Annotated in this window: 24 protein-coding genes, 1 tRNA gene and 2 pseudogenes; 19 read left to right on the forward strand and 8 right to left on the reverse strand. The window is 44.2% G+C overall.

Annotated elements, in window-relative coordinates; translation table 11 throughout:
- Positions 1-9 precede the first annotated feature (9 nt).
- Entirely contained in the window at positions 10-1,815 is a 1,806-nt protein-coding gene (locus AADH33_RS06545) for a CRISPR-associated endonuclease Cas3'' (RefSeq protein ID WP_348548340.1), read from the reverse strand.
- Between the two features lie 3 nt (positions 1,816-1,818).
- A complete protein-coding gene (gene cas1f, locus AADH33_RS06550) occupies positions 1,819-2,814 on the reverse strand; it encodes a type I-F CRISPR-associated endonuclease Cas1f (protein ID WP_348548341.1) in 996 nt (331 codons plus the stop codon).
- Between the two features lie 119 nt (positions 2,815-2,933).
- Here cas1f and AADH33_RS06555 point away from each other — a divergent pair.
- Positions 2,934-3,597, forward strand: a pseudogene (locus AADH33_RS06555) (thioesterase family protein); the annotation flags it as partial.
- A 110-nt stretch (positions 3,598-3,707) separates the two neighbouring features.
- On the opposite strand, the gene AADH33_RS06560 reads toward AADH33_RS06555, so the two are convergent.
- Positions 3,708-4,274, reverse strand: coding sequence for a TetR/AcrR family transcriptional regulator (locus AADH33_RS06560; RefSeq protein WP_348548342.1), 567 nt, complete (start codon positions 4,272-4,274; stop codon positions 3,708-3,710).
- Between the two features lie 198 nt (positions 4,275-4,472).
- Between AADH33_RS06560 and AADH33_RS06565 the strand changes: the two genes are divergently transcribed.
- The 16 genes from AADH33_RS06565 to AADH33_RS06640 all read left to right on the forward strand — a co-directional run bounded on the left by AADH33_RS06565 (position 4,473) and on the right by AADH33_RS06640 (position 20,210).
- On the forward strand, positions 4,473-4,826 hold the full coding sequence (locus tag AADH33_RS06565) for an IS630 transposase-related protein (protein WP_348548343.1): 354 nt from the start codon (positions 4,473-4,475) through the stop codon (positions 4,824-4,826).
- Entirely contained in the window at positions 4,753-5,319 is a 567-nt protein-coding gene (locus tag AADH33_RS06570) for an IS630 family transposase (RefSeq protein ID WP_348548344.1), read from the forward strand. Before AADH33_RS06565 ends, AADH33_RS06570 begins: the two co-directional genes overlap by 74 nt.
- A 534-nt stretch (positions 5,320-5,853) precedes the next feature.
- Positions 5,854-6,684 carry an alpha/beta fold hydrolase gene (locus AADH33_RS06575; protein ID WP_348548345.1) on the forward strand — a complete coding sequence of 277 codons (831 nt, stop codon included), beginning with the start codon at positions 5,854-5,856 and terminating at the stop codon, positions 6,682-6,684.
- A gap of 12 nt (positions 6,685-6,696) precedes the next feature.
- On the forward strand, positions 6,697-7,005 hold the full coding sequence (locus AADH33_RS06580; protein ID WP_348548346.1) for a bifunctional 3-phenylpropionate/cinnamic acid dioxygenase ferredoxin subunit: 309 nt from the start codon (positions 6,697-6,699) through the stop codon (positions 7,003-7,005).
- Positions 7,002-8,246, forward strand: a complete 1,245-nt coding sequence (locus AADH33_RS06585) for an NAD(P)/FAD-dependent oxidoreductase (RefSeq protein WP_348548347.1) — start codon at positions 7,002-7,004, stop codon at positions 8,244-8,246. Before AADH33_RS06580 ends, AADH33_RS06585 begins: the two co-directional genes overlap by 4 nt.
- A gap of 71 nt (positions 8,247-8,317) precedes the next feature.
- Complete coding sequence (locus AADH33_RS06590; protein ID WP_348548348.1) at positions 8,318-9,205, forward strand: VOC family protein; 888 nt, start codon at positions 8,318-8,320, stop codon at positions 9,203-9,205.
- Between the two features lie 51 nt (positions 9,206-9,256).
- Positions 9,257-10,042 (forward strand): 2-keto-4-pentenoate hydratase, encoded by a 786-nt coding sequence (locus AADH33_RS06595; RefSeq protein ID WP_348548349.1) that lies wholly within the window; start codon positions 9,257-9,259, stop codon positions 10,040-10,042.
- 56 nt (positions 10,043-10,098) lie between these two features.
- On the forward strand, positions 10,099-11,040 hold the full coding sequence (locus AADH33_RS06600; protein WP_348548350.1) for an acetaldehyde dehydrogenase (acetylating): 942 nt from the start codon (positions 10,099-10,101) through the stop codon (positions 11,038-11,040).
- A 3-nt stretch (positions 11,041-11,043) separates the two neighbouring features.
- On the forward strand, positions 11,044-12,063 hold the full coding sequence (dmpG, locus tag AADH33_RS06605) for a 4-hydroxy-2-oxovalerate aldolase (protein WP_348548351.1): 1,020 nt from the start codon (positions 11,044-11,046) through the stop codon (positions 12,061-12,063).
- A gap of 5 nt (positions 12,064-12,068) precedes the next feature.
- Positions 12,069-13,037: an NAD(P)H-dependent flavin oxidoreductase gene (locus AADH33_RS06610; protein WP_348548352.1), complete on the forward strand. Its 969-nt coding sequence runs from the start codon at positions 12,069-12,071 to the stop codon at positions 13,035-13,037.
- A gap of 169 nt (positions 13,038-13,206) precedes the next feature.
- A complete protein-coding gene (locus AADH33_RS06615; RefSeq protein ID WP_348548353.1) occupies positions 13,207-15,057 on the forward strand; it encodes an AMP-binding protein in 1,851 nt (616 codons plus the stop codon).
- 37 nt (positions 15,058-15,094) lie between these two features.
- The gene (locus AADH33_RS06620; protein ID WP_348548354.1) at positions 15,095-16,399 is read left to right on the forward strand and encodes an aromatic ring-hydroxylating oxygenase subunit alpha; all 1,305 of its coding nucleotides are present in this window, start codon (positions 15,095-15,097) and stop codon (positions 16,397-16,399) included.
- Between the two features lie 13 nt (positions 16,400-16,412).
- Positions 16,413-16,961: a 3-phenylpropionate/cinnamic acid dioxygenase subunit beta gene (locus tag AADH33_RS06625; RefSeq protein ID WP_348548355.1), complete on the forward strand. Its 549-nt coding sequence runs from the start codon at positions 16,413-16,415 to the stop codon at positions 16,959-16,961.
- 39 nt (positions 16,962-17,000) lie between these two features.
- Positions 17,001-17,780, forward strand: a complete 780-nt coding sequence (locus AADH33_RS06630; protein ID WP_348548356.1) for an SDR family NAD(P)-dependent oxidoreductase — start codon at positions 17,001-17,003, stop codon at positions 17,778-17,780.
- An 82-nt stretch (positions 17,781-17,862) separates the two neighbouring features.
- The gene (gene mhpT, locus AADH33_RS06635; protein ID WP_348548357.1) at positions 17,863-19,116 is read left to right on the forward strand and encodes a 3-(3-hydroxy-phenyl)propionate transporter MhpT; all 1,254 of its coding nucleotides are present in this window, start codon (positions 17,863-17,865) and stop codon (positions 19,114-19,116) included.
- Between the two features lie 53 nt (positions 19,117-19,169).
- Positions 19,170-20,210, forward strand: coding sequence for a hypothetical protein (locus AADH33_RS06640; protein WP_348548358.1), 1,041 nt, complete (start codon positions 19,170-19,172; stop codon positions 20,208-20,210).
- Positions 20,211-20,534: 324 nt separating this feature from the next.
- Here the strand turns inward: AADH33_RS06640 and AADH33_RS13190 are convergent.
- Together AADH33_RS13190 and AADH33_RS06645 are read right to left on the reverse strand one after the other, a co-directional pair.
- A pseudogene (locus tag AADH33_RS13190) lies at positions 20,535-20,609 on the reverse strand (hypothetical protein); the annotation flags it as partial.
- Between the two features lie 226 nt (positions 20,610-20,835).
- The gene (locus AADH33_RS06645; protein ID WP_348548359.1) at positions 20,836-21,258 is read right to left on the reverse strand and encodes a helix-turn-helix domain-containing protein; all 423 of its coding nucleotides are present in this window, start codon (positions 21,256-21,258) and stop codon (positions 20,836-20,838) included.
- A gap of 486 nt (positions 21,259-21,744) precedes the next feature.
- Here AADH33_RS06645 and AADH33_RS06650 point away from each other — a divergent pair, with 486 nt between their 5' ends.
- Together AADH33_RS06650 and AADH33_RS06655 are read left to right on the forward strand one after the other, a co-directional pair.
- Positions 21,745-21,927 carry a type II toxin-antitoxin system HicA family toxin gene (locus AADH33_RS06650; protein WP_198332463.1) on the forward strand — a complete coding sequence of 61 codons (183 nt, stop codon included), beginning with the start codon at positions 21,745-21,747 and terminating at the stop codon, positions 21,925-21,927.
- A 143-nt stretch (positions 21,928-22,070) separates the two neighbouring features.
- Complete coding sequence (locus tag AADH33_RS06655) at positions 22,071-22,481, forward strand: type II toxin-antitoxin system HicB family antitoxin (RefSeq protein ID WP_105245849.1); 411 nt, start codon at positions 22,071-22,073, stop codon at positions 22,479-22,481.
- Positions 22,482-22,579: 98 nt separating this feature from the next.
- On the opposite strand, the gene AADH33_RS06660 is transcribed toward AADH33_RS06655, so the two are convergent.
- The 3 genes from AADH33_RS06660 to AADH33_RS06670 all read right to left on the reverse strand — a co-directional run bounded on the left by AADH33_RS06660 (position 22,580) and on the right by AADH33_RS06670 (position 24,554).
- Positions 22,580-23,836 (reverse strand): type II toxin-antitoxin system HipA family toxin, encoded by a 1,257-nt coding sequence (locus AADH33_RS06660; protein WP_348548360.1) that lies wholly within the window; start codon positions 23,834-23,836, stop codon positions 22,580-22,582.
- A 4-nt stretch (positions 23,837-23,840) separates the two neighbouring features.
- Positions 23,841-24,146 carry a helix-turn-helix domain-containing protein gene (locus AADH33_RS06665; RefSeq protein ID WP_075100817.1) on the reverse strand — a complete coding sequence of 102 codons (306 nt, stop codon included), beginning with the start codon at positions 24,144-24,146 and terminating at the stop codon, positions 23,841-23,843.
- A gap of 332 nt (positions 24,147-24,478) precedes the next feature.
- Positions 24,479-24,554 (reverse strand) — tRNA-Arg (locus tag AADH33_RS06670).
- Position 24,555: the final 1 nt, after the last annotated feature.

A 24,555-nucleotide genomic window follows, 5' to 3' on the forward strand; every position in this document is an offset into this window, starting at 1 on the left:
CGTATTCTCTCAGAAAGTTGAGCCTCCGACAATCACGGGGCGGTTCAGTAAGGTGTTGGCGTTAACGCCGCGGTATTTTTTGGCTTCTATCAATTCTGCAAACAAAAGATTAAAAGCAGGCATAGGAATCAATTCATGAAACTCATCAAATACCACATGCGCTTGCATAAAGTCTGTCATTTGAGTGGTGACTTTATGGTGTGAGATAATATTATTAATCACCTGATCTATCGTTGTCAGTACAATATCCCCACTAAAGTAGTCACTCTCACTAGTGTCAGGTGTATCCTCCATGCTCATACCATTGGTTAATATTTTTTTATATTCTCCTGTGAATATTTCAATACGACTTTCAGGTAAATACTCAGCTTGGGTTAAGTCAGTTAAAAGTCCTAAGCAAACCTGCACGCGGGGGCAAACCCAAATGATTTTATTGGCATTGGTTCGACTTGCCCATTCCAATGCAATTTTAGTTTTACCGCACCCAGCAGGTCCTTGTAGCACACCGATATTGTCTGCCTCATCAAACTCAGCAGTCTCTTTTAGCTCAGCTAGTTGTTTAGCAGCTTGTGTCTGAGCAAGGTTACGCTCACTGTTTGGATAACGGCTTTCAAAGCCTGCAAGACAAACATCAATCTTGTGAGATAAATCAGTGTCCTCGATAGTAATTTTGTCTATTGCCTGTTCTAAATTGCCTTCTTTAATATAGTCGGTCAAATCTTCGGCAGGCATGGCGGATACAATTCTATCTGCGCTAATGACCGCTGTGCGAATCAAGTTGTTTAAAGCATTAGGCTTGATGTCTACCGTAAACTCGTCAACGTCTTCGGCGAGTTCATCATATATTTTATAGCTTGGTAAGTCCTCTTGAGTGAGTTTAAAGCTCTTGTTCCACTCTGGTATTAGATTATCAAAGTTAATATCAGTATAGCCTGCACTGATTTGAGCAACATCATTAAGGACTGCTGATAATTCATTCATAATATTATTGATAGATTCAGACTTTAGAGATTTTAAAAATAATTTATGAATGCCTTTTGCTTGCATAAAAAATTTATCGTCTTTGCGATAAGGTCGTGTATGGTGCCAATAAATACCATGAAACACTTGATTACGTTGATTTGAGTTTAAAGCGTCGGTCGGTAAAATAGATTGCGCCAGTAGCCAAGAAATTTCATGATGACGAGGGTGTTTTTCAAAGGTAAATTTGGTATGACCTCGAATGCTATTATCAATATGGACGCCATCATCTGGCAAATCAGGCAGCATCTCAATCTCATCTGATGTGTCCAACGGTTCTTTACCAATTTTAGTTTTTAACCAGCCTTGAAACTGCGGGTCTAACTTACCAATATCATGCAATATGCCAGCTACTAACGCTGCTTGAGCAAGCTTTGGGTTGCTGATTTGCATTTTTTCAATAATTTTATAACCAAGATAGCCAACAGCAAATAGATGCTGACTTAGTGGTTGCTCATTTGTGTTGGCTAAAATATTAGCCGTTGTTATTGGTAAATCCATAAAAACCTCATTATTAGTCCAATTAACAGGAACCACCCCAACCTCATTAAACCGCCGCTTATTCCCCACAATCCATACCAGCTCGGTCAGCTGGCGCGTCTTATTACGATGACAGCTCACCGCTGTAGACTTGGTCGCAGATTTACGCAGTAATTGCTTGACCGTCTGTAGCCCATCCTCAGTAATCGCTGTCTGCCAAACATTATCACCAATACGATTAGCAAAGGCGTCTAGGATTCTGCGCGTACGTTTCAGCGATTTTTTCTCGCATTGAGAAACAAAGGTAACGATCATTTTCTACACCTGCCAGCTTTTATTCATGGCAATCTGTTTAACAGCTTCAAACTGATAATCTAGCGCATGATGTTTGGTAAATAAGTTTAAGCATTCTTGGCGAAATTCTTGCTCACTCGCATTTTCACTGGCACATATAAAGGCGAGAGGTAGCACGAGGGCGTCTTTGATAATATCAGCAATATCAAACACCAATGCGCCGCGTCGGGTCTTGCCATGCATCACTGCAAAGCCATGCGGAATACCTAGCGTCCATGCCGTCGTCGCGCCTAAACCATACGCTAAATAATTACCGTGATTAAGAAAACCATTGGCCTTATCAATGCCATCATGGGCGCGGGTAAAGCCGTCATAGCCGGTGTTTTTGGCGGCGAGTTTATACAGGTTTTTGGTCAGGCGAGCTTCTAATTGTAATAAGTGCATGACCTCAGTTTGCTGATCGATTTGTCGAATATTGTTATCGATGAGGGATTTGATATCTTCACGATTGCTATCAAATCCCTGACGTTTTAGATCGACATCTTTACCCCAAACGGCTTGTAAGTAGGCCAGACGCGCATGTTGTAGCATCTTAGCGGCAGCGAGGCGCTTGTCATCATCCCACCACCAACTGAGCCAACCTTGCACGTACTCAGTCGGTCGATACTCGCTTTGCGGGGTCAGCCACTCGACGAAGACTTCACGCTCAGATCCCATAAATAGCGGCGTACCACCGCCACCGCAAAATCCTACTAATACGCCTGCTTGCGAAAGTAGTCGCATCGCCGCTTGGGTGATGGAGGTGCCCGTACCGAGTAAGATGGAGGTGGTATTGGCGATAGGAATGTTGTAGAACAGGTTGGCCTTATCCTCTTCAGTGAGATAGAGAATTCTGCCGTCTTTTTGCATAACGCGGCAGTGGGATAGGTAGTAAATATTGGCGCGTTTGGAATGCAAGATGGTTTTTAGGTCGGAGGATGCAAAGCTATTGTCGGTATAAGGATTGCTGGATTTTGCCATAATAGTTCCGTCTGACAAGAAAAGTATGTCATTAACTTTAGCGGAACTTTGTTGGTAAAACAACTTGTATAAGAAGCTTTGCGACAGCAGTTGTCGTCAATAAAGTGTAGTCAAGGATCCAATTTTCTCCGCAAACTAATATGCGTATAGCACGCATTAGCCTTGATATTCTAGGGCTAATCCCACTTAATGATTTTGTTATTACCACTCGCTGTATTCGTCCGGGCAAAACCATCGAGTTAATAGAGTCGGTCATGAGTAGTGGTGGGCGTGCTTGTATTACGGCGCGTGCTTGGCGACTATTGACAAAAGATACCACCGCCATTGCAGGCTTGGAGGATAAAAACGCACCTCAGCATCCTGATGAAGTTGCCAGTATGGGAAGAGATGAAAAGTTGGCCTGGCGGGTTTGTTAAAAGCGTAAATCTGGTTGCGGATACAGCGCGTCGTCCGGGGAAAGGTATGGTATGGATTACCAACGATACGGCGATGGTAGAAGGTGAGCCCACTACGGATTTGGTACATCTACTTGGAATGGTGGATCTTGCTAATGGCATCGTGCCAAGGCTGGGGTTGGATCTGAATGATTTACAATGGATGTTCCCTAATACGGATTTGCAAATCCATATGCATCGCATGACTAAAGGACGCTGGCTAGGTATAGAGGCGGTATAACAATACGGTGCTGACGGTATCGGTATCAGCAGTGCTGTACTGCATGACGTCTATGGCCCCTTTGGTCGTAGTGAGCAGATTCTTACCATTCGTCAGATTCCGCGTTAACTTTGATTTCTCCAAAAAAATAGGCGAGGCGCTGATGAACTCAATAGAGAACACTAGCGCTTGCGTTATTATTCCAAACACTCTCACCATACTATACTAGGCAAAAATCATCACAATAAAGTTTCAAATATCTGCTCAATAGAGGCCTGTTCTTTTTGCACATTGACGACAGATATTCCCTGCATGGTGTAATAAAACCGAGCTGCTCTTATCTCTGCTTGCTCTTTGTTATATCCTAAATTTTCAAAAATCATCGCAATAAAAGTCAAACGATGACTATCAACTTCATTGAGAATTTCCTGCACCGCTTTATCATTTTGTGACCAGTTACGGATGGCAAGCTCTAAAGCTGCACCATTGATTCTGGTATTACGCTTATAAGGAATCAAGAAAAGCTTTCTCAAGCGTTCTTCAGGTGTCAACTCTATATCACTTAAACGCTCGATAATAGCAACCGTTGAGCGCGTACGCCAGTTTGATAGCAGCTTTTCGAACAACTCTTTTCGACTACGAAAATGCCAGTAAAAACTGCCCTTGGTAACCTTTAGTTTTTTGGCAAGTGGCTCTACTCTGACAGCCGTGATACCAGATTTAGCCAACTCAGACTCAGCGATATCTAACCAATCTTGCGCCGTCAGTTTATTGGATTGGCTTGGATTTTTTTCTATTAAATCCATGTTTTTAAGACCTCTACTTATTAAAAAAAGAGTCAATCATCGTTGATTCACTCTTAAACAACTCATTCATTATGTTTAGTGAGTTTCAAGTATGCTAAATGCTCAATACCAGATACCCAAAGTCTGACGGTACGATATAGTCAGTCTTTTATAAATAAGATACAATGCTTTTAAAATAAAGAGAAAGATATAATCATTATGACTTACTCAGCAGACTTTCGAACGCAAGTTATAAAAAGCGTCAAAGACAAAGACATGAGCATTCGTCAAGCTTGTGTTTTCTATGACATCAGCAAAACCACTTTACAGCGTTGGCTGAAAAATCCAAGTATCAAACAAACTCGGGATAAGCCACCCAGTAAAATACCAAATGAAGCACTTCTCAAAGACGTCGCGCAGTATCCAGACGATTACATGTACGAGCGAGCTCAACGTTTAGGCTGTAGCAAGTCAGGCATTGATATTGCCCTAAAGCGCCTTGGTATCAGTCAAAAAAAAGACCTTAGAGCATCCAAAAGCGTGTCCAATAAAAAGAGCAGCGTATCAGAGTAAGCTCAATAGTTTTATTCAGCAAGGCTATCCCATTGTGTACATGGATGAAAGCGGCTTTGAGGCTGAAACCATTCGTTCTCATGGCTATGCACCGATAGGTAAACCCTGTATCGACAGCTATAACTGGCAAGCAAGAAAGCGCACTAACGTTATTGGTGCGCTCTATGAAAAAATGTTATTTGCCTTAGATTACTTTGAGCAAAATATTAACAGCAGCATATTCTACCACTGGTGCAAACACACGCTAATACCAAGTCTTAAAACAAAATGTGTGATCGTGATGGACAATGCTAGATTTCATAAGAACAAATGCATTCAAAAACTACTGAACAGACATGGCCATCGTATTCTTTGGTTGCCACCCTACAGCCCTGATCTAAATCCCATTGAAAAGAAGTGGGCACAGGCAAAATTTCTACGTCAAGGCTGGATGGAGAATAATCTACCTAAGCTGTTTCATGATATGGGTTGTATCTCTTTTATTCTAGACTGACTATAGTACTCGTAGGACTTAATAATCGTACACCTACTGAGCCATGCGCTCAGTTGCTCAGATAAGATTTTTCATATTTTATCATTTTAATCAACTTAAGTCTTAGCATAATAAACCATCAGCTTCATTCTCAATGACTCTTCAAAGATATTTTCTTCATTCTACTCGATAGCAGTAAGCCGCGCCTTTAGCATTTTGTCCTCGCTTCTTACCTAAATATATGGCTATTTATTTCTTATAACATACGCTTTAGTATGCTATATATTAATTTATATCTATATATATACCTAGGTTTAAATAAGTTTAACCTCATAATTTCAACTTATTAATTGCTAAGTTTTATCTCATAATGCAGTGTATACAAGGGTTTAAGAAAAATAGTATATGAAGCGATTTTGTTAAAAGAAGAGCGCCAAAAAAATTATTATGGTTTCACCATACGGTAGCGTATTGACATTAACGAAAATCTCTATTATTGTAACTGTCAGTGATAAATAATCATCTCGTGAAAACTGTTATCAAGGAAGATTGAATATGCAAGTAATTGATTCTGGCAAAGGCAAAACGATTGAAGCTTTTGGACTGCAAACCAACTATTTGGAAATGGGCGAGGGTGAGCCGTTATTGCTATTGCATGGTTCAGGACCAGGTGTCTCTGCCTATACCAACTGGCGTAAGATTATCCCTGAGCTGGCCAAGCACTTCCGTGTCATCGCGCCTGACTTAGCGGGCTTTGGACATACCGAAAGAGATCCTAATTTTAGTTACGATATTAAGCACTGGGGCAAGCATTTATTGGCTTTCTTAGATGCGTTAGGTATCGAAAAAACCCACGTCATTGGTAATTCCTTTGGTGGCTCGTTGACACTGGCAACGGCGGCACGTTTTCCTGAAAGATTCTCCAAGCTCTGTTTAATGGGCACGCCATGTGACAAGTTCTTTATGACGCCAGGTTTGCGCTCAGGATGGGACTACACACCATCACGTGAAAACATGCGTCAAGCCATGTCTCATTTTCCTCATAACCCAAACACCATAACCGATGAGCTGGTCGAAGAACGTTATCAAACCAGTCTTATTCCTGGCGCGCAAGAAGGTCTGCGCAAGTTATTGGTACAGCCAAATGAGGAAGGGGAAACCCAACTCTCGGGCATGCCTGAGCACGTGGTCGCCAAAATCAACCATCCTGCTATCGTTATTCACGGCCGTGAAGACAAAGTCGTACCGACAGAAATGGGCTTTAAGTTAGGTCGTTCAATGCCTAATGCAGATTTGCATGTGTTAGCCAATTGTGGACATTGGGTCATGGCTGAGCGACCAAAAGAGTTCCTACAGTTGGTCATCAATCACTTCACAGCAGAATAAAGCGAGGTTGTTATGTTTCATGTTGGCAAATTAGAAGACTTAGAGATTGGCGAGGCGATCAAGCTGGACCAATTTAACCCGCCGATTGCGGTTATTCGCGGTGAAAGTGGCGAGGTTTATGCGATTGACGACACTTGTACTCATGCCCAAGCCTCGTTTTGTGATGGTTTTGTAGAAGGAGACACTGTTGAATGTCCGCTGCATATGTCAGTCTTTTGTCTAAAGACGGGCGTACCTGATAATCCACCAGCCATAAAAGCGGTCAACGTCTATGATGTCGAAATCAAAGACGGTGAGATATACATCGAGGTCGACAGATGAGCCAGATTGAGTCAGTCATCGTCGTCGGTGCCAGTGCCGCTGGGATAAGCTGCGTCAGAACATTACGCCAGCTGGAATTCTCGGGCAGCATCACCCTGGTCGATAAAGACCAACATGGCGCGTATGAGAGACCACCGTTGTCCAAGCAGATTTTGATGCAAGCCGATAGCACGCATCATGATATTGCTTTAATCAACGATAACGAGCTCACGGCACTCAATATAGAAGCTCACTACGGTGATGGGGTGCGTCAATTAGATCCTACGACGCGCACTATTATTTTAGAGTCCGGTAAAGCATTAACCGCCGATGCCATAGTCTTGGCAACAGGTGGCGAAGCAAGACGATTACCTATAGAAGGGTCAAATCTACCGCAAGTATTGGTACTACGTCACTATGAAGATGCGCTAAATCTGCGCCAAAGATTGACCGCAGATACGCGTGTGGCAGTGATAGGTGGCGGCTTTATTGGTGCTGAAACCACAGCGTCGCTATCAAAAAAATCTAGCGCTAGCATACAGTGGTTAGATGCTGCTGCGCTACCTATGGCTCATCTGCTACCGACAGAATTATGCGAAAAAATCGTTGCCAATCACTGCGCCCAAGGCGTGACACTGACGTCTCATTGCCGTCTTGATAAATTTATAGAGCAGGCAGATGGCAGTGTGGGCATCTTGTTTGATGATGGTACATCGATTGAAGTTGATGTCATCGTGATGGGCGTTGGTATGGCGCCAAGTACGCCTTATCTTTCGGATGCTATCAGCGCTGAGCTACTAAACCCAGCCACGGGCGGTATTCAAGTCAATGACAATCAAGCCACTAAATTTGCAGGCGTTTATGCGGCAGGAGACGTTGCCGCAGTGAGCCAAGCTGATGGCTCAACGGTACGTCATGAGCATTGGCAGTCAGCTCAACATCAAGGAGAGCGTGCTGCCGCTGCTATTTTAAATCAAGAGTTACCAGTAGCACCTGTTGATTGGTTCTGGTCAGATCAAGGCGATTTGCATATAGAGATGGCTGGCAAGATTTTACCCACCAAAGAGCACTTGGTCATGAGACTAGAAGGCGAGTGGCCGGTATATTTTAGCGTGGTTGATAACCGCGTCGTTGGTGCTGTCAGCGTTAATAATCCAAATGCCGTTCGCGCCGCCATGCGCATGATAAAGAATGATGTGGATGTTGAGCCATCACAATTGGCCAATCCAGAGCTGCCACTGCGAAAACTGATGCGCGGTTAAATGCGTGGCTATCTGTATGCTGTGTTGTAAAAGAAAGTTAAGGGATAAAACTCATAAAAGGGATTTTTAACATGTCAGAGATAAAAGCATTAGGCTATCTGGGCTTTTCCATTGCTGATAAAGAAGCTTGGCGAGATTACGCCGAAAACATACTGGGCGTCAGTGTCGATGACCATGATAACGGTGATATGTCGCTGCGCGTTGATTCATATGCTTGGCGTATTAAGCTTAAACACTCAGATCATAACCATCTAGATTATGTCGGTTGGGAAGTCAGTGATAAGCAAGACTTAGAAAGTTTGAAAAGTCGTTTGCACGAGCACAGCATCGCTTTTGAAATCGGTTCCGATGAGTTGGCGAAATCGCGCCAAGTAAAAGAGCTCATCGTCTTTTATGATCCTGACGGCACCCGCTGTGAAGCCTTCTACGGCCCTTTGCAGTTGACCAATCAACCTTTTGTCAGTCCTAAGGGTTTTCGCTTTATCACTGGCGAGCAGGGACTTGGTCATATCGTCCTTATTACCAAAGACCACGCAGCACAAGAAGCATTCTACACTCAGCTTTTAGGCTTCAAAGTATCAGACTATATCAATACCGAGATCGTACCCGGTAAACCTTTAAGTATCACCTTTTTACGTTGTAATGGACGTCACCATTCTTTGGCGTTAGCGCCTGTGCCTATTCCAGCGAAAGTTGCTCATATCATGTTGCAAGTCGATGACGTCGATGACGTTGGTCGGGCGATGGATGCTGCCGAAAAAGCGGGCACACACTTCTCGTTCACGCTAGGTCGACACTCGAATGATGAGATGTTGTCTTTTTATACCCTGAGTCCGTCGGGCTTTGATGTTGAATTTGGCTGGGGTGCCATAGAGGTTGATGATGATAGCTGGCATGTCAAAGTTCATCATACCAATTCAGCTTGGGGACATAAGTTTCAGCGTCCGCCACGTAAATAACCCATCTATATACGACGCAAAAATACACGACGCACATGAGAGCTTTACATTATGAATGACAAGAATACCGCTGCTGATTTAGCCAATTCATTATTTGATGCCTATAGCAAAGGCGCAATCGCACCACTGCGTGACCAAGTTGACGCCACCGATATCTCTTTGGCTTATGGGATTCAGCAAGAGAATCACCGCCGCTGGAGTGAGCAAGGTAGAGTCACCATCGGTCGCAAGATTGGCCTGACCTCAACCGCCGTGCAAGCACAATTGGGTGTGGATCAACCGGACTACGGTATGGTCTACGCCGATACATGCTATTGCTCAGGCGCGCAGATATCTGTTGGTCAGTTTTTGCAGCCTAAAATTGAAGCTGAAATTGCCTTTGTACTCAAGTCTGACTTAGATTCTGAGCATTTAACGATTATTGATGTCATCAATGCCGTTGATTATGCCGTTGCTGCTTTAGAGATTGTCGATAGCCGTGTGGCGAACTGGGACATTAGCCTGTTTGACACTATCGCTGACAATGCTTCTTATGGCGGAATCATCATGGGAACCACGCCCGTACCGCTCAGCCAACTGGATTTAGAAAGCTGCAAAATGCAGTTGGCAAATGGTAATGCAGTCGTATCTGAAGGCGAAGGTCGAGCGTGTTTAGGCAACCCCTTATTGGCGACACTTTGGCTTGCCAATAGGATGATTGAAAACGGTCAGCCACTCAAAGCGGGCGATGTGGTGCTATCAGGTGCTCTAGGGCCAATGGTAGCTGTCAAATCAGGCGATCAATTTACCGCCAGCATAGATGGTCTCAATAGTGTGTCAGTGAGTTTTATCGATTAATAAAACTAATAGCAAACTGAATAAGAAATCTAACTATCGAAAAGGATGTCAATAATATGTCAACGAAAGCGAAAGTCGCCATCATCGGTTCAGGAAATATCGGAACCGATCTGATGATTAAAATTCTAAGAACCTCTCAAAACCTAGAAATCGTCGCCATGGTTGGTGTCGATCCTGAGTCTGATGGCTTAGCGCGTGCCAAACGTATGGGTGTCGCGACCACCCATGAAGGTATCGAGGGTTTGATAGCCATGCCTGAGTGGCAAGACATCGTGATTGTCTTTGATGCTACCTCCGCCTCTGCACACGCGACCCATTCAAAAGTCTGTCATGAAGCTGGCAAAATCATTGTTGATTTGACCCCAGCGGCGATTGGTCCATTTATTGTCCCAGCCGTCAATGGTGAGTCTAATATCGAGCAGCCAAATGTCAATATGGTGACTTGCGGTGGTCAAGCGACCATTCCTATGGTCTATGCCGTATCACGTGTGGCACCGGTGCATTATGCAGAAATCATCGCTTCTATCTCCTCAAAATCTGCAGGACCCGGTACCCGAGCAAATATTGATGAGTTTATGGAAACCACCTCGCACGCCATTGAGCAAGTAGGCGGTGCCAAAAAAGGCAAAGCGATTATTGTTCTAAATCCTGCCGAGCCACCGATGATTATGCGTGACACCGTAATGACCTTTTCTGAAGATGCGAGTGAGGATGGCATCAGAGCCAGTGTTGATGAAATGGTCAAAGAGGTACAAAGCTATGTACCAGGGTATCGCTTAAAGCAGACCGTACAGTTTGAGCGTTATACCGAGCAAAACCCATTGCACATCCCAGATATCGGTACGCTAACAGGACTCAAAACCTCAGTATTTCTTGAAGTAGAAGGTGCGGCGCATTATCTGCCTTCGTATGCGGGCAACCTAGACATCATGACCTCAGCGGCATTAAAGACTGCTGAAAAAATTGCCGTCGCCAGACAAGCACAAGTGGGAGCATAAATCATGACTGATAAAAAACTATATATCCAAGACGTCACCCTTCGCGACGGTATGCATGCCATACGTCATCAGTACGGTATTGACCATGTCCGTAACATCGCTAAAGCGCTCGAAGACGCTGGTGTTGATGCCATTGAAGTCGCGCATGGCGATGGCTTAAGTGGCAGTAGTTTTAACTATGGCTTTGGAGCGCATACCGATTGGGAGTGGCTTGAGGCGGTGGCTGATGTATTAGACAAAGCGGTATTGACCACGCTATTGCTACCTGGCATCGGCTCTGTCCAAGATTTGAAGCGCGCTTATGATTTGGGCGTACGCTCAGTACGTGTTGCGACGCATTGCACAGAAGCAGATGTCTCAAAACAGCATATCGAAACCGCAAAAGCGATGGGCATGGACACCATAGGCTTCTTGATGATGTCGCATATGGTATCGCCCGCCAAACTGGCCGAACAGGCAAAACTTATGGAATCGTACGGCGCAGGTTGTGTCTATGTCGTAGACAGTGGCGGCGCAATGAATATGAATGATGTGGCAGAACGGGTCAAGGCGCTAAAAGATACCTTAAATGCCAGCACTGAGCTTGGTATTCATGCTCATCACAACCTAAGTCTAGGCGTCGCCAATAGTATTGTCGCGGTCGAAAATGGCGTAACGCGTGTCGATGCTTCTTTGACTGGCATGGGCGCTGGCGCTGGAAACGCACCGCTAGAAGTATTTATTGCTGCTAGCAATCGTTTAGGGTGGGAGACTAATTGTGACCTTTATAAATTGATGGACGCCGCTGAAGACTTGGTACGACCGCTACAAGACCGACCAGTTCGAGTTGACCGTGAGACCTTAACACTTGGCTACGCCGGTGTTTACTCAAGCTTTTTACGTCATGCTGAGAAAGCATCGAAACAATACGATATCGACGTGCGCGAGATATTGGTTGAAGTGGGCAAGCGTAAGCTTATCGGTGGTCAAGAAGACATGATCGTTGATGTGGCTTTGGATTTAATTAATCAGGTGAAGGGGTAGAGGATATGGCCAATAGAGATATCGTATCTACATTATATGAGCGGATGCGGCTGCCAGTAATCGTTGCACCGATGTTCCTGATATCAGGTCCTGACTTGGTTATCTCCTCGGCAAAAGCGGGAATCATAGGCTGTTTCCCAGCCCCTAACGCTCGCACGATTGAAGTGCTAGAAGAATGGTTAGACAAAATCGAGTCTGAGCTTAAAGATACCGCCTATGAGGGTATGTGGGCGATGAACATGATTGTCCACAAAAGCTATGACCGTTTTGAGGCTGAATTAGCCTTGGTTGAGCGCTACAAGCCTAAGTTTGTCGTGACCGCGCTTGGTAGCCCAAAACGCGTGTTAGATAGAGTTCATGCGTTTGGCGGCAAAGTTTTCGCCGATGTTATCAATGCCGAACAAGCCAAAAAAGCCGTCGAAGCAGGCGTCGATGGTCTGATTTTGGTCTGCTCTGGCGCAGGTGGTCACACCGGTAAATATACCGCTTTTGCCTTTGTAGAAGAGGTTCGCCGTTTTTATGATGGCCCTATCATCGTTGGCGGCGCGATACAAAGTGCCAAATCAATCGCGGCCTTGCTCGCTTTGGGTGCTGACTTTGCGTATATGGGCACGCGCTTTATCAGCTGTCCTGAGAGTTTGGTAAACGATGAATATCGCAGCATGCTGGTTGATTCCACCATGTCAGATATTGTGACGTCAGATGTCGTCTCTGGTGTGATGGCCAATTGGCTAAAAGCCAGTTTAGAAAAATCAGGCTTTGATTTGAAGTCGTCTAAAGGCAGTACGGAAATTGATTTTTCTGATATTCACGGTGAAGGCAAAGCATGGAAAGACACTTGGGGCGCAGGTCACGGGGTGAGTGCGACTGAATGTGTTGAGAGCGTCGCTGGCGTGGTTGACTCGTTAGCTGATGAGATGAAATCTTTGAAACCCACGCTTAACGACAAACTTGCTGTATGGCCGAAAGCATAAGTAGCAAACAGCCATTTGTAAGTCTTAAAAATGTAGCAGTAAGCATCCTAATAGGAAGAGGGTTTGGTTTACTGCGAAATAAAGTAGTTCCTATATTTGTATTCAATAATATTGGAAATCTATTGAGTACAAATATCCAATTTAGTCTAACCATGGAGGGATGGGCAAAATGATTGAGTTTGCATCCAAAACTGACCCACAAATAAAGCTTGGTCGCCACGACGTAGTCACTGATGATAGTACTCAAAACTATCTTGTGCTACGTAATAAAGAGCCGCTAAATCTTGATGAGCATACGATGCTCGACTGCATTGATTATTGGTCTAAGCGCTCTCCAAATACCGTTTGTATGCGTGAAAGAGCTGCCGATGGTTGGTCGGAGATATCTTACAAAGAGTTTGCCTCTAGAGTGAAGAGCATAGCGACGCATCTAGGCACGTTAGATATCTCAGCGGACAAACCGCTGATGATCATCGCTCCAAACTCTATCAATCATGCCTTGGTTGCCTTTGCCGCGATGACGATTGGCGTGCCTATTACTCCTGTGTCTATTGCTTATGCCGTTTATGGCAGTGCCTTCGAGCGCCTGTCTAGTATCATCGATACGGTCAAGCCTGGTGTCATTCATTTTAGTAACACTAATTTATTTAAAAAAGCTGCAACTTTTATCCTTGAGCATCACGACATACCGTGTATTGCATTTAATTCAGATAGGGATGATATCCCTGCGATTCGAAGCTTGCCACAAGTGACAGAGGCAGAGGTTGAGACGAGAAGAGCAGCGGTTACCCAAGACACTATTGCTAAAGTCATGATGACTTCAGGCTCTACTGGCACGCCAAAAGGGGTCATCAACACCCATCGAATGATGTATAGCAATCAGGTTGCTCTGTATAAAATGTGGCCATTTTTACAGGATATGACGCCAAGTTTGGTGAGCTGGCTACCATGGAGCCATACTTTTGGTGGCAACGTCTGCGTCAATATCGCCTTGTTTAATGGTGGCACCTTAACCATTGATGATGGCAAACCTGTTCCCGGGCATATCGGCAGAACCATCGAAAATATCTGCATGATTGAGCCTAACATTCACTTTAACGTGCCCGCTGGTATCGAAGCTTTATTGGCAGAATTTGAAGAAAACCATCGCCAAGCGCGCAAGTTCTTTTCAGTGGTAAAAGTCATCTTTATTGCTGCCGCCGCTTTACCTGAAAAAACCAGAAATAGACTGGCTGAGCTTTCCATCGAGCTAGTCGGCACCAGTCCCAAGCTTTTGGCTGGCTGGGGCTCTACAGAAACCGCGCCTTTTGCCACCTGCCTAAACTTTGAGTCCGATATCGCTGTCAATATCGGTGTGCCCATGCCCGGTACCGAAATCAAACTAACACCAGTGCAAGATAAAATGGCGCTTGCCGTACGTGGACCTAATGTCACCCCAGGATATTGGCGTAATGAGAAGGCAACGGCTGAAGCCTTTGATACAGACGGTTTTTATTCGATGGGTGATGCAGGTCGATTGATTAATCCAGACAATCCCTCTGACGGGCTAGTTTTTGATGGCAGAACGTCGGAGAATTTCAAACTGCGCTCTGGCACTTGGGTCAATGTCAATGCGATTAGAGTTGGGGTCGTGACGGTATTAAAGCCTTACTTTTTAGATGCGGTTATCACAGGGCACAACCAGTCAGAGATTGGTTTGCTTGTCGTGCCCAATATTGAGCGTCTGGCTAAAGAATATCAATTGACGGAAGAACAAAAAAATGCAGCTTTTTTACAAAAAGCAGAGGCAGTTATTAATCAGATCATGGAGCGGCTAAAAGACTATAACGACGTGTATTTTAGCAATAGTACAAGGATAGGCCGTGTGGCAATCATACCTGAACAGCCATCGATTGAAAAAAACGAAATCACTGATAAAGGCTATTTAAATCAACGAGCCTTGCTAGAGAGCTGGTCAGAGCTCATCGATAAAATGCATGCCGTAGAGAGACAATCGAGCATTTATTTTTATCCTTTTTAACTTAACACCTCTAACTTTTAATTATGGAGAATTACCCATGTCAATGAATATCCGGTCAATGGTTGATCACGAAAATGGCTTAATAGATAGACGCATTTTTTGGGATGAGGCTATCTATCAACAAGAGCTTAGGCAGGTTTTTGCACGCTGCTGGCATTTTGTCGCCCACGAATCTCAGGTCAAATCCTTTGGCGACTTTATCACCACCTACATCGGTGAAGATGCGGTCATTGTCGCAAGAGCGAAAGACAAAAGCATCAACGTCATGCTTAATGCCTGTCCACATCGCGGCAACAAAGTGTGCTTTGCCGGTGAAGGCAAGATTCGCTCATTTGTTTGTAACTATCATGGCTGGGCGTTTGGTTTAGATGGCGCGCTCAATGGTATGCCTGCCAATGAATTATACGATCAAACTGAAGGCTTCAAAAAAGAGGACTGGGGGCTGCATAGAGCGCGCGTCGAAACTTATAAAGGCTTGGTGTTTGCGACCTTTGATGAAGAAGCGCCATCTTTAGGAGAGTACCTCGGTGATTTCCGCTGGTATCTAGATGCGATTTTGGACGTCGATGATAAAGGCACTGAGTTTTTACCAGGTACCACGCGCTCACTACTCAAATGTAATTGGAAATATCCTGCCGATAACTTTGTCGGTGATATTTATCACGCTTTATGGACGCATCTTGGTGCAGCAGAGGCAACGCTTAAAGAAGCAGGCGGTATTGTCGTTAGTAATGAAAACTCCTATCAAGCCAGTGTCAACGGTCACGGTTGGGAGTTTTCATTAGCCAATAACTTTGGAAATGCGGCGACCATGGGTGATAAGGATATCATCAAATACTTGCGCGCGCGTGAACAAGAGATAACCAAACGCTTAGGAGTGGCACGTGGAAAAATGCTGGGCTCAGTGGCATCAGGTCTTATCTTTCCTAACTTTGCCTTTTTGCCAGGTTACTTAACTTTTAGAACTTTTTTACCTAAAGGGCCGACAGAGACAGAGTTACATAGCTGGACGTTGGTACCTAGTGAGGCATCAGACGAGATTAAAGATAAGTGGCGACTGGGCGCAATGCGTACGTTTTCGCCCAGTGGGATTTTGGAGATGGACGACGGTGAAAACTGGGAGCATGCCACGCTGGGTAACGCAGGATACGTCACTCGAAATCAGAAGCTTTTTTATGGCATGAATCCAACGAAAGGAGAAGCGGTGCCGGTTGATTTGCCAGGGACGGTGACTAAGGGCCAGTTAAATGACGCCAACCAACGTCTGTTTTTTAAACGCTATACCGAATTTATGGAAGCAGACAGCTGGGCTGATATTCCACTAGCAAAGTCAACATTATAAAAAGGAGCTGAACATGACCAGAGATCAGTTGTTAGCGCTCGACGCTAAAGGCAAGCATGTAGATATGCAAACCTTTTTTGATATTCAAAGGTTTGTCAATCACGAAATATATCTGCTGAATCATGAAACTCTTGATGGATGGGCAGACAACTTAGAAGACGACCTCATTTACTGGGCGCCTATCAGAGAAAATATCTTGCGTAGAAACCGTACGCCAGAGATTACCACCGCTAGAGTGTCTTTGTTTGAGGAAGACAAAGATTCGATCATGATGCGCCTAAAACGCAATGACAGCGGTATGTGCTGGACAGAAGACCCACCAACCCGTCAGGTAACAGCGATATCGAACCTAGAAGTCTTTCACACCGATAAAGCGGACGAGTTTGAGGTTCATACGGTATTTACTCTATATCGTAGCCGCTTTGAGCGCGATGACTCTACCTTAATGGGACGTCGTAAAGACATCTGGCGCAAAGTCGGTAATGAGTATCGCTTGGCTGGCCGCTTGATTCTGCTGCAACAGTCTACGTTACTGACCAAAAACCTAAACGTATTTATGTAGGGTTTTATAAAGTTTAATAGGTAATTTTGAGGCAATAATATGCAAATGCTATTGAATAGACGGGTAATTGTCACTGGCGCTGGCAGCGGTATCGGTAAGGCGATTGTCGAGAGGTTCCTCGACGAAGGCGCTAAAGTACTTGCCGTCGTACGCAAACCTAAACAGATTGAGACTTTTTTAGCCAATGACAACTTCTGTTATGTGGTCGGAGACGTCAATGATTACGCCACCAACCAAGCCGCTGTAGAGACAGCAATTGAGAAATGGGGCGGGCTTGATGCCATGGTAGCCAATGCTGGCGTGTGGGATTTTTTTAAAAAACTACAAAAAATGTCGGCGCAAGAGTTAGAAGATGGTTTTGAGCAAATCATGTCAACCAACGTCAAGGCTGTATTGATGGCGGCTCATGCCAGCTATGCAGCCTTAGAAGACTCGCAAGGCTGTTTTATCACCACAGGCTCTAACGCTTGCTTTCGTCCGGGCGGTGGCGGGCCGTTATATACCGCTTCTAAGTACGCCCTGCGCGGCGTCGTTGCCCAGTTGGCATTAGATTTTGCGCCGAACGTGCGCGTCTGCGGCATCGCACCTGGCGCCACAGATACACCCATTGGCGGTACGGATGCGTTAAATCAGATGGGCAAATCCATGAATAAAGATCGCGCGCGCCTAGAGTCTATGGGTAAACATATCCCTCTAGGTCGTGTCTCCTCTCCTGAAGAACATACCGATCTTTATGTCATGCTAGCAAGCGAAAAGGGCGCACGCTATGTCACAGGTACTATTTTAGTCAGCGATGGAGGGTTATCTGCCGGTCAATAATATTTAGTATGTATCAAAATTTTTTTAACGCTAAAAGTAAAAACCTCACTTTCATATTTATTTTGTACTCAAGGAAGAGTCTATGAAAATCTCTGTGGCTGATGCTGTGCCAAAAAAACCTGCAGTCATGTATACGACATTACTCATGTGTTTTTGTATTGCTATTTTAGAAGGCTTCGATATTCAATCTATCGGCGTGGTAGCGTCATCCGTTCAAGCGGAATTTAATTTAAGTAAAGGGCAGCTTGGCTGGATTTTTAGCGCTGCAACTTTAGGCATGTTTCCAGGCGCAATCGTCGCTGGACGTCTCTCAGATAAAATAGGTCGAAAAAACATATTGATTTTCAGCGTAGCATTGTTTGGCGTTATGTCGCTCGCAACCGCCTTTACTGCTGACTTTAGCTCACTTGTCATCGTGCGTTTTTTAACAGGTATCGGGATGGGCGGTGCGCTACCTTTGATGATTGCGATGTCATCAGAATCTGTCCCCGAGCGTTGGAGTGCCACTGCCGTTAGCGTGATGTATGCAGGCGTACCCTTTGGTGCAGGTATCACGGCGCTGATTGCAGGCGGGTTTACTGGCGCGGGAGAGTGGAAAAACATATTTTACTTAGGTGGACTGACACCGATTGCGCTTGTGCCGCTACTCTTTATTTTCTTAAAAGAAACTTATACCAAAAAACAAGCGATCAAAGATGATCTCAAAGAAAACACTGATTTTAAATTTATCTTATTTGGGGAAGGGCGTACCGCAACTACTGTTCAAATCTGGCTAAGTTTCTTAGGCACCTTAATTGTTTTGTATTTTATCTTAAATTGGCTACCCGTGCTGATGCAGAACAATGGCTTGAGTCTAAAAAGCGCAAGCAACATTCAAGTCGCTTATCAAGCGGGCGGTGTTTGCGGCGTACTTATCTTGGGTTGGTTATTATCTAATATCAAGCTGAGATCCGTCGTCATCATGATTTATATCGGTATTTTGATCGGACTGTCTGCTTTAACTTTCTCCAAATCCCTAACGGCACTTATATTAGCCTCAGGTCTTTCAGGATTTTTTATCACGGGCGGCCAGTCTGCTTTATATGCGCTTGCGGCGAGAGCTTATAGTAAGAGCATGCGCGGTACAGGGGTTGGGGTGGCCGTTGCTATGGGGCGGGTTGGTTCGTTCGTAGGGCCTTTATTAGCGGGTGTTATTTTCTCTTATAACTCGAACTCTTCATTTGTGATTGGCAGTAGTATTCCGGTCATCGTTATTGCTGGTGTCGCTGCCATACTACTGGCAAATAACATCACTCGACGTGAAAAAGTAGATCAAGCTTTGCTTTTAAAGGCTTAAATTAATCTTATAAAACGGACTTTATTGATAGAAGCATAGGGAATAGAACAATCATGCATAAACTCACAAACATATCTTTGGCCGTGGCTGCTTGTGTACTGTGTACACAGGCGCAAGCGATAGAGCTGGTCAAAAATGGCGATACTACCTTCAGTGTTGGTGGCTACGTGAAAGCAGAAGGCGTATTTGCCTCGCCAGATAAAGGAGAGTTTGATTTTGAAGGCAATGCTCGTGAGTCGCGCATTAACTTCACCACGACGACGCTAGTCGATGATAGAAAACTCAAAGGTTTTATTGAAGGAGATTTTTACGGAGATTATGCATCAGGTGGCTCCAATTTACGCTTGCGTCACGCTTATTTGCAGCTAGATAATGTGACGGTCGGTAAGACTTGGAATGGTCAGTTTTTTGCGGTCGCCCCACGTTTGACTGAACAACTCGATTTCTGGGGTACTGGTTTTGGAACCATAGCTGGTAGTGGGATTTATGCTCGTCCAGATTTGACGTTGCATTACGCTAATAAAGGACTACGTCTAACCGCTCAGGACCCCGTTTATGAAGAGGCAGATCTGCCGGATATGGTGGCAAGCTATAGTAATGATGTCTCAAATTTTGGTTATACTTTAGCAGTTGCCGCTCGTGAGGCGGGAACGGACATTGGAGATGATTTGGATTCGGACTTAGGTCTTGGTGCCTCATTAGCGGGTAAGTACGCTTTGGGCAACGGCTCGCTACATGGCAGTGTTTATACAGGTAAGGGTATGGGTGTTTATTCTGGCGTGTGTACGACGGGCGCACTAACGCCCGTCAGTCTAAATTGTGATGCCGAAGATGGCAAACTGGTTTCGCAAACTGGTTTTAGCGTGGGCTATCGTCATGTCTTTTCACCAAAACTGCGTGGCAGTATGCGTTATGGAGAGGTCAACGTAGATAACGAAGCAGATACTTCGATCGATATCAAGAGCGCCAACCTTATCTATACCTATTTACCAAATCTTGATATTGGTGTCGAATGGCGAGACCGCAGTGATACCACGCTTCCTTGGAGACAGGCGGGTCAGGAAGTAGAGGTTATGGCGAAATATACATTCTGAATCGCCCCGACTATATCGGAGAGTGATTTACTTGAGTCAGGCAGCAATGCCTGACAGGGTTAAATTATCATAATACCGCTTTCTATGCAGTCGTATTTTGTTGAACCAGTCTACCCATTAAAGAGTGGCCAATTAAACATCGTTCACGTCCTGCTAGATCACCTCAGATTTATCATTCAGCCAATGCTTTGTCGTATGAATCATCTGTGGTACCGACAGAAGCAATCACGCCGGAGTCAGTCATCTGTTCAGTGTAACGAATGAATAAGTACTGAACCCCTCGATCACTGTGATGAATCATATCTTTAGGGTTGTTTCTATCAGTTATCTCTTCATTAAACGCTCTATAGTACACCGAGCAACCTGTCGTTCGTCCGCTTTCATCTGCTGCCAGACTTTACGAGCACCGCAACAGCATTACTTCCCTGCCAGATACGTCTATTTCACTGATATAATAATCGTTATGCTGCTGACGCAGTGAGCGCTTGTCAGGGTACTCTTCTAAGTCTTTAGCACGGTGATAGGTTGACGGGGCGATCGGTAATACTCGACAAATTGGCTCGATCTCATAAAGCTGTTTATGGTTATCAATAAACTGAACCATTAATTGGGTGGGCGGCCTATCTTAGGGGCAATGGCTTGAATGGCTGACCATGTGGAGGGGTAATCGCTCGACGCTCCAATTGATGTTCTCATCGACACGACTAGGTAGCTTTTTGGGCAATTCAAACTTGCCAGAGTCAATCAGTGTGTCTTCTACTTTATGAATGATACGGCTAGCAGAAGACTCATGAATACCAAAGTCCATACTGATATGATAAAGCGTGCGGTATTCACGCCAATAAGTGAGGGCTAGTAGTATCTGCTCCTTAAGACTGAGCACACTTGGTCTACCTGATTTGGTCTTAGATGCTTCATGCTCTTGCATGGCCTCAAGCATGTCACAAAAGGTGGCTTTATGAATGCCTGTGTAGCGTTTAAAACCAGTGTCATTTTGTTTGAGTAGCTTATGTATTCTCTTAATGCGCTCAATGGTATTTTTAACCATATTCAACTATAGCGTGCCGTGCCAGGGTCGTCAGTCGGTCGTAGAGTGCTTTACTAAGCTAAACGGTCTGGTGGTATTCAGGCGTGATGATGACGGGCTATCTGATACACTGATGTGGATTGTCTATGCCAATTGGTAAGCGCGGGCTGAGGTTTTTGCAGTTTGTTCTTGATATGCTATACCCCAAACAAAATGAAATTGTGAGGCTTTGGTCCTTTAAGTCCTTAGCGCACAAATATCTCATCACGGCTTGTGCCGTGGCAGGTTGTGCCAGAGATTGCGGTTAACCTACCATCGACTCAGAATATGGACGTCAAGGTTGCGGTGGCTGGTGAGGTTATCGCGGTAGCTGATTTTTCCCCTTTTGAAATATTTAAGAATAAATTTGACATATAATAACCCTAGGGTTATATTGTACTTAAAAATTTATAACCCTAGGGTTATTTTTGTTACAATAGAAATGAATTTTGATTATAGGAGGTTTTTATTAAGTCATCCGAGCTTATAGATATGCTCATAGCAGATGGATGGTATTGGGTCGCCACTAAGGGTAGTCATTTTCAGTACAAGCATAAAACTAAAAAGGGCAGGGTTACTGTCCCACACCCTAAAAAAGACCTACCGAAAGGTACTGTTAATAGTATTTTCAAACAAGCTGGATTGAAATGATCCAGTGGCTTTAGCAATAGTTAGCTTTGTTTGCAAACGAAGCTAACGTTTGACTACAGTTAACTTGTAAATACTAATTAAAAATCTGTTTTGAAATAATCTATACCGTTGAATTAATAAAACCTATATAAAGGAGTCTAGCCATGTTTTATCCTATCGCAATCGAGAGAGGAGATAGTCATACAGCGCATGGTATCCGTGTACCTGATTTACCAGGATGCTTTTCTGCTGCTGATAACTATCAAGATGCTGTTGATATGGCGATTGAAGCTATCGAGCTGCATTTAGAAGGCTTGGTAGAAGACGGAGAACAAATCCCACTTCCTTCTGATATCGGTGCTTATATGGATAATCCAGAATACGAAGGTGTAACTTGGGCTTTAGCGCCAGTCGATGTAAATCGTTATCTCGGAAAAACTGAAAAAATCAACGTAACTTTACCAAGTCGTCTGATTCATATGATTGATGAGAAAGTTGCAAGCAATAAAGAACGTTATAAGAGTAGAAGTAATTTTATTGCATTATTGGCAGAAAAGAATTTTTTTGCACATTGATATTGGCTATTTAATAAAAGGGGCTGTCCTAGATAAGTAAAGTTATTTAGAACAGCCCCTTTTATTTAACAACAAATTTAACAACTTAAATAGCACTATCAACTTGCCATTCGCTCAATGTTATCTTTTATATCACAAGCGACCTTATTTGATAACTCTTTTTCAATATCATAGTTGTCAATGATAGTTAAAAACGTTTCAGCGACTGATGCTACTTGATCAATCATTGCTTGAGCTTTATTTTTCTTAATATCAGCTGCTTTAGCCAGTTTCAGTAAGTCAGATCGAGTAGGGTGCTTCGCTTCACCTGTCACATCCATTTGATGATAACCATTCATTCCTGAGTTATATGCCAAATCATAAACGGGCGCTAATGACCACCTGCCAGCTTTGTCCATCATAAAAGAGAAGTTTTTGCTATGGTCGTCTTTATTATTAAAAATCACATTAAATACCGCATGTCTAAAACCGTCTTCTACCGCGGCTTGTGACCCAGTTAACATACGCACACAGCGCAAATACTGCAGATAATCTAGCGACGGGATGCGAAAATCAATGTCTAATAAGCCTGCCAGCGTATGAGTATGCACGCGCTGATCGCCTATTCGGTCAAAACGTTCAACCCCAAACGCGGCGTAGTCGTTATTAATATCAAAATAGTGATGCGCTGGCATGTTAAGACCTGCTTGTTTTGCCATATCAGCGTAAAGCGCTTCTAATAGACAGACGCTTTTGTGCTCAGACTGAGCAGGGAACTTGATAAGCCAAGGTGTTGCCAGTGGGTTTGCGCGGGTTAAATCAGTAGTGATAAAATCACTTGCCTCATCATATAAAACCAACGCTTTTGGTCTAGCGCCTTGAGGAGAGCCGCCAATAACGATAAGCTCAGCCAATATGTCACTGTCTTGACCCGATAGGATGGTTTGATTGGCAGCCGCAAGCTTCGCTAAAGTCAGCTCCGGCATATCAATAGCATCAGATAAGTCATGCTCAGGTTCAAAGCTAAGCGCGCCCATGGCTGAATCGCCAATATAAGCCAAGCGATCTAAAACATTAATTTGCTGTATAGGTTTATCCATAACTTTGCGAAAAAACCTATCCATCAGCAGCAGGCCCCAACCATCAGGCAAGCTATCTGACAACAGACCGCAAAGATAATGACTGGTCGCATGACTGCCATAATAAGGCGCACTGCGTAGTGGCATCTCGATAGGCGATATCTCTAAACCATCAGCAATCCATGCGGCATCATAGCCAAATACAGGGCGGCGTCCGTCCATAGTGAGCTGACCGATAAGACGCTTAGATCCAAAGCCTTTATAGTAGACATTAATAACAGATATTGGTTGGTACATAGCGTTACTCGCTAGCTTTATTTGATGCTCGCAAGCGTGGGTTTTGTTTAGCGATAATGTCTTCAATACTGCTAGGTTTGATGTCAAACAACCCGGCAAAATGATTAATCATACCAAGTGCTATTGCAAGCCGAATCACATTGTCTAGCGTGCCACCTTGTCCCGACTCAATGCGAGCCACTGTACTGATACCAACACCTGCTTTTTCTGCTAGAGTAGCTTGGGTTAGATTGAGTACCAATCGCTGCGTTTTTAGGCGCTCACCCAAAATGACAGCTATCTCACTTGGCGTATAAAAATCAAATCGCATATTACGTTAATCGCTCATAATTGGATGGTTAAGTGCTATTATAGCATTTAAAGACTCAAATATGAATGATGGTGTATATAAGTAATAAGTTGACAGCAAATTATATTGCTCTAGCACTCATTTTTAGTGTCATGAATCATGCGGAAAATATTAAAATATAGTTTTAGGGGCCGTCCTAAATAAGTAAAATTATTTAGGACGGCCCCTTTTATTTAACAACATTGTAGAGGTGCGAGTAGGTAATGACAAATGTTTAACAAAGACTAAAAACTAGGTATGACATGGGTTTAAAGGTCTTGAGGTAATGCGAGGTGATGTCTAAATACAATAATTGGCGCGCCCACCAAGACTCGAACTCGGATCGGTCGCTTAGGAGGCAACTGCTCTATCCTGTTGAGCTATAGGCGCG

The organism is Psychrobacter sp. KFRI-CH2-11, assembly GCF_038239325.1.
Taxonomy (GTDB): domain Bacteria; phylum Pseudomonadota; class Gammaproteobacteria; order Pseudomonadales; family Moraxellaceae; genus Psychrobacter; species Psychrobacter celer.

Excerpts from the sequence above, each read along its gene's own strand:
- AADH33_RS06560 (WP_348548342.1), bottom strand. The coding sequence starts at position 4,274 with ATGGATTTAATAGAAAAAAATCCAAGCCAATCCAATAAACTGACGGCG.
- AADH33_RS06625 (WP_348548355.1), top strand. The coding sequence starts at position 16,413 with ATGACCAGAGATCAGTTGTTAGCGCTCGACGCTAAAGGCAAGCATGTA.
- AADH33_RS06630 (WP_348548356.1), top strand. The coding sequence starts at position 17,001 with ATGCAAATGCTATTGAATAGACGGGTAATTGTCACTGGCGCTGGCAGC.
- AADH33_RS06580 (WP_348548346.1), top strand. The coding sequence starts at position 6,697 with ATGTTTCATGTTGGCAAATTAGAAGACTTAGAGATTGGCGAGGCGATC.
- AADH33_RS06660 (WP_348548360.1), bottom strand. The coding sequence starts at position 23,836 with ATGTACCAACCAATATCTGTTATTAATGTCTACTATAAAGGCTTTGGA.
- AADH33_RS06575 (WP_348548345.1), top strand. The coding sequence starts at position 5,854 with ATGCAAGTAATTGATTCTGGCAAAGGCAAAACGATTGAAGCTTTTGGA.
- AADH33_RS06640 (WP_348548358.1), top strand. The coding sequence starts at position 19,170 with ATGCATAAACTCACAAACATATCTTTGGCCGTGGCTGCTTGTGTACTG.
- AADH33_RS06655 (WP_105245849.1), top strand. The coding sequence starts at position 22,071 with ATGTTTTATCCTATCGCAATCGAGAGAGGAGATAGTCATACAGCGCAT.
- AADH33_RS06620 (WP_348548354.1), top strand. The coding sequence starts at position 15,095 with ATGTCAATGAATATCCGGTCAATGGTTGATCACGAAAATGGCTTAATA.
- AADH33_RS06615 (WP_348548353.1), top strand. The coding sequence starts at position 13,207 with ATGATTGAGTTTGCATCCAAAACTGACCCACAAATAAAGCTTGGTCGC.
- AADH33_RS06645 (WP_348548359.1), bottom strand. The coding sequence starts at position 21,258 with ATGGTTAAAAATACCATTGAGCGCATTAAGAGAATACATAAGCTACTC.
- dmpG (WP_348548351.1), top strand. The coding sequence starts at position 11,044 with ATGACTGATAAAAAACTATATATCCAAGACGTCACCCTTCGCGACGGT.
- AADH33_RS06600 (WP_348548350.1), top strand. The coding sequence starts at position 10,099 with ATGTCAACGAAAGCGAAAGTCGCCATCATCGGTTCAGGAAATATCGGA.
- AADH33_RS06585 (WP_348548347.1), top strand. The coding sequence starts at position 7,002 with ATGAGCCAGATTGAGTCAGTCATCGTCGTCGGTGCCAGTGCCGCTGGG.
- cas1f (WP_348548341.1), bottom strand. The coding sequence starts at position 2,814 with ATGGCAAAATCCAGCAATCCTTATACCGACAATAGCTTTGCATCCTCC.
- mhpT (WP_348548357.1), top strand. The coding sequence starts at position 17,863 with ATGAAAATCTCTGTGGCTGATGCTGTGCCAAAAAAACCTGCAGTCATG.
- AADH33_RS06665 (WP_075100817.1), bottom strand. The coding sequence starts at position 24,146 with ATGCGATTTGATTTTTATACGCCAAGTGAGATAGCTGTCATTTTGGGT.
- AADH33_RS06545 (WP_348548340.1), bottom strand. The coding sequence starts at position 1,815 with ATGATCGTTACCTTTGTTTCTCAATGCGAGAAAAAATCGCTGAAACGT.
- AADH33_RS06590 (WP_348548348.1), top strand. The coding sequence starts at position 8,318 with ATGTCAGAGATAAAAGCATTAGGCTATCTGGGCTTTTCCATTGCTGAT.
- AADH33_RS06610 (WP_348548352.1), top strand. The coding sequence starts at position 12,069 with ATGGCCAATAGAGATATCGTATCTACATTATATGAGCGGATGCGGCTG.
- AADH33_RS06565 (WP_348548343.1), top strand. The coding sequence starts at position 4,473 with ATGACTTACTCAGCAGACTTTCGAACGCAAGTTATAAAAAGCGTCAAA.
- AADH33_RS06595 (WP_348548349.1), top strand. The coding sequence starts at position 9,257 with ATGAATGACAAGAATACCGCTGCTGATTTAGCCAATTCATTATTTGAT.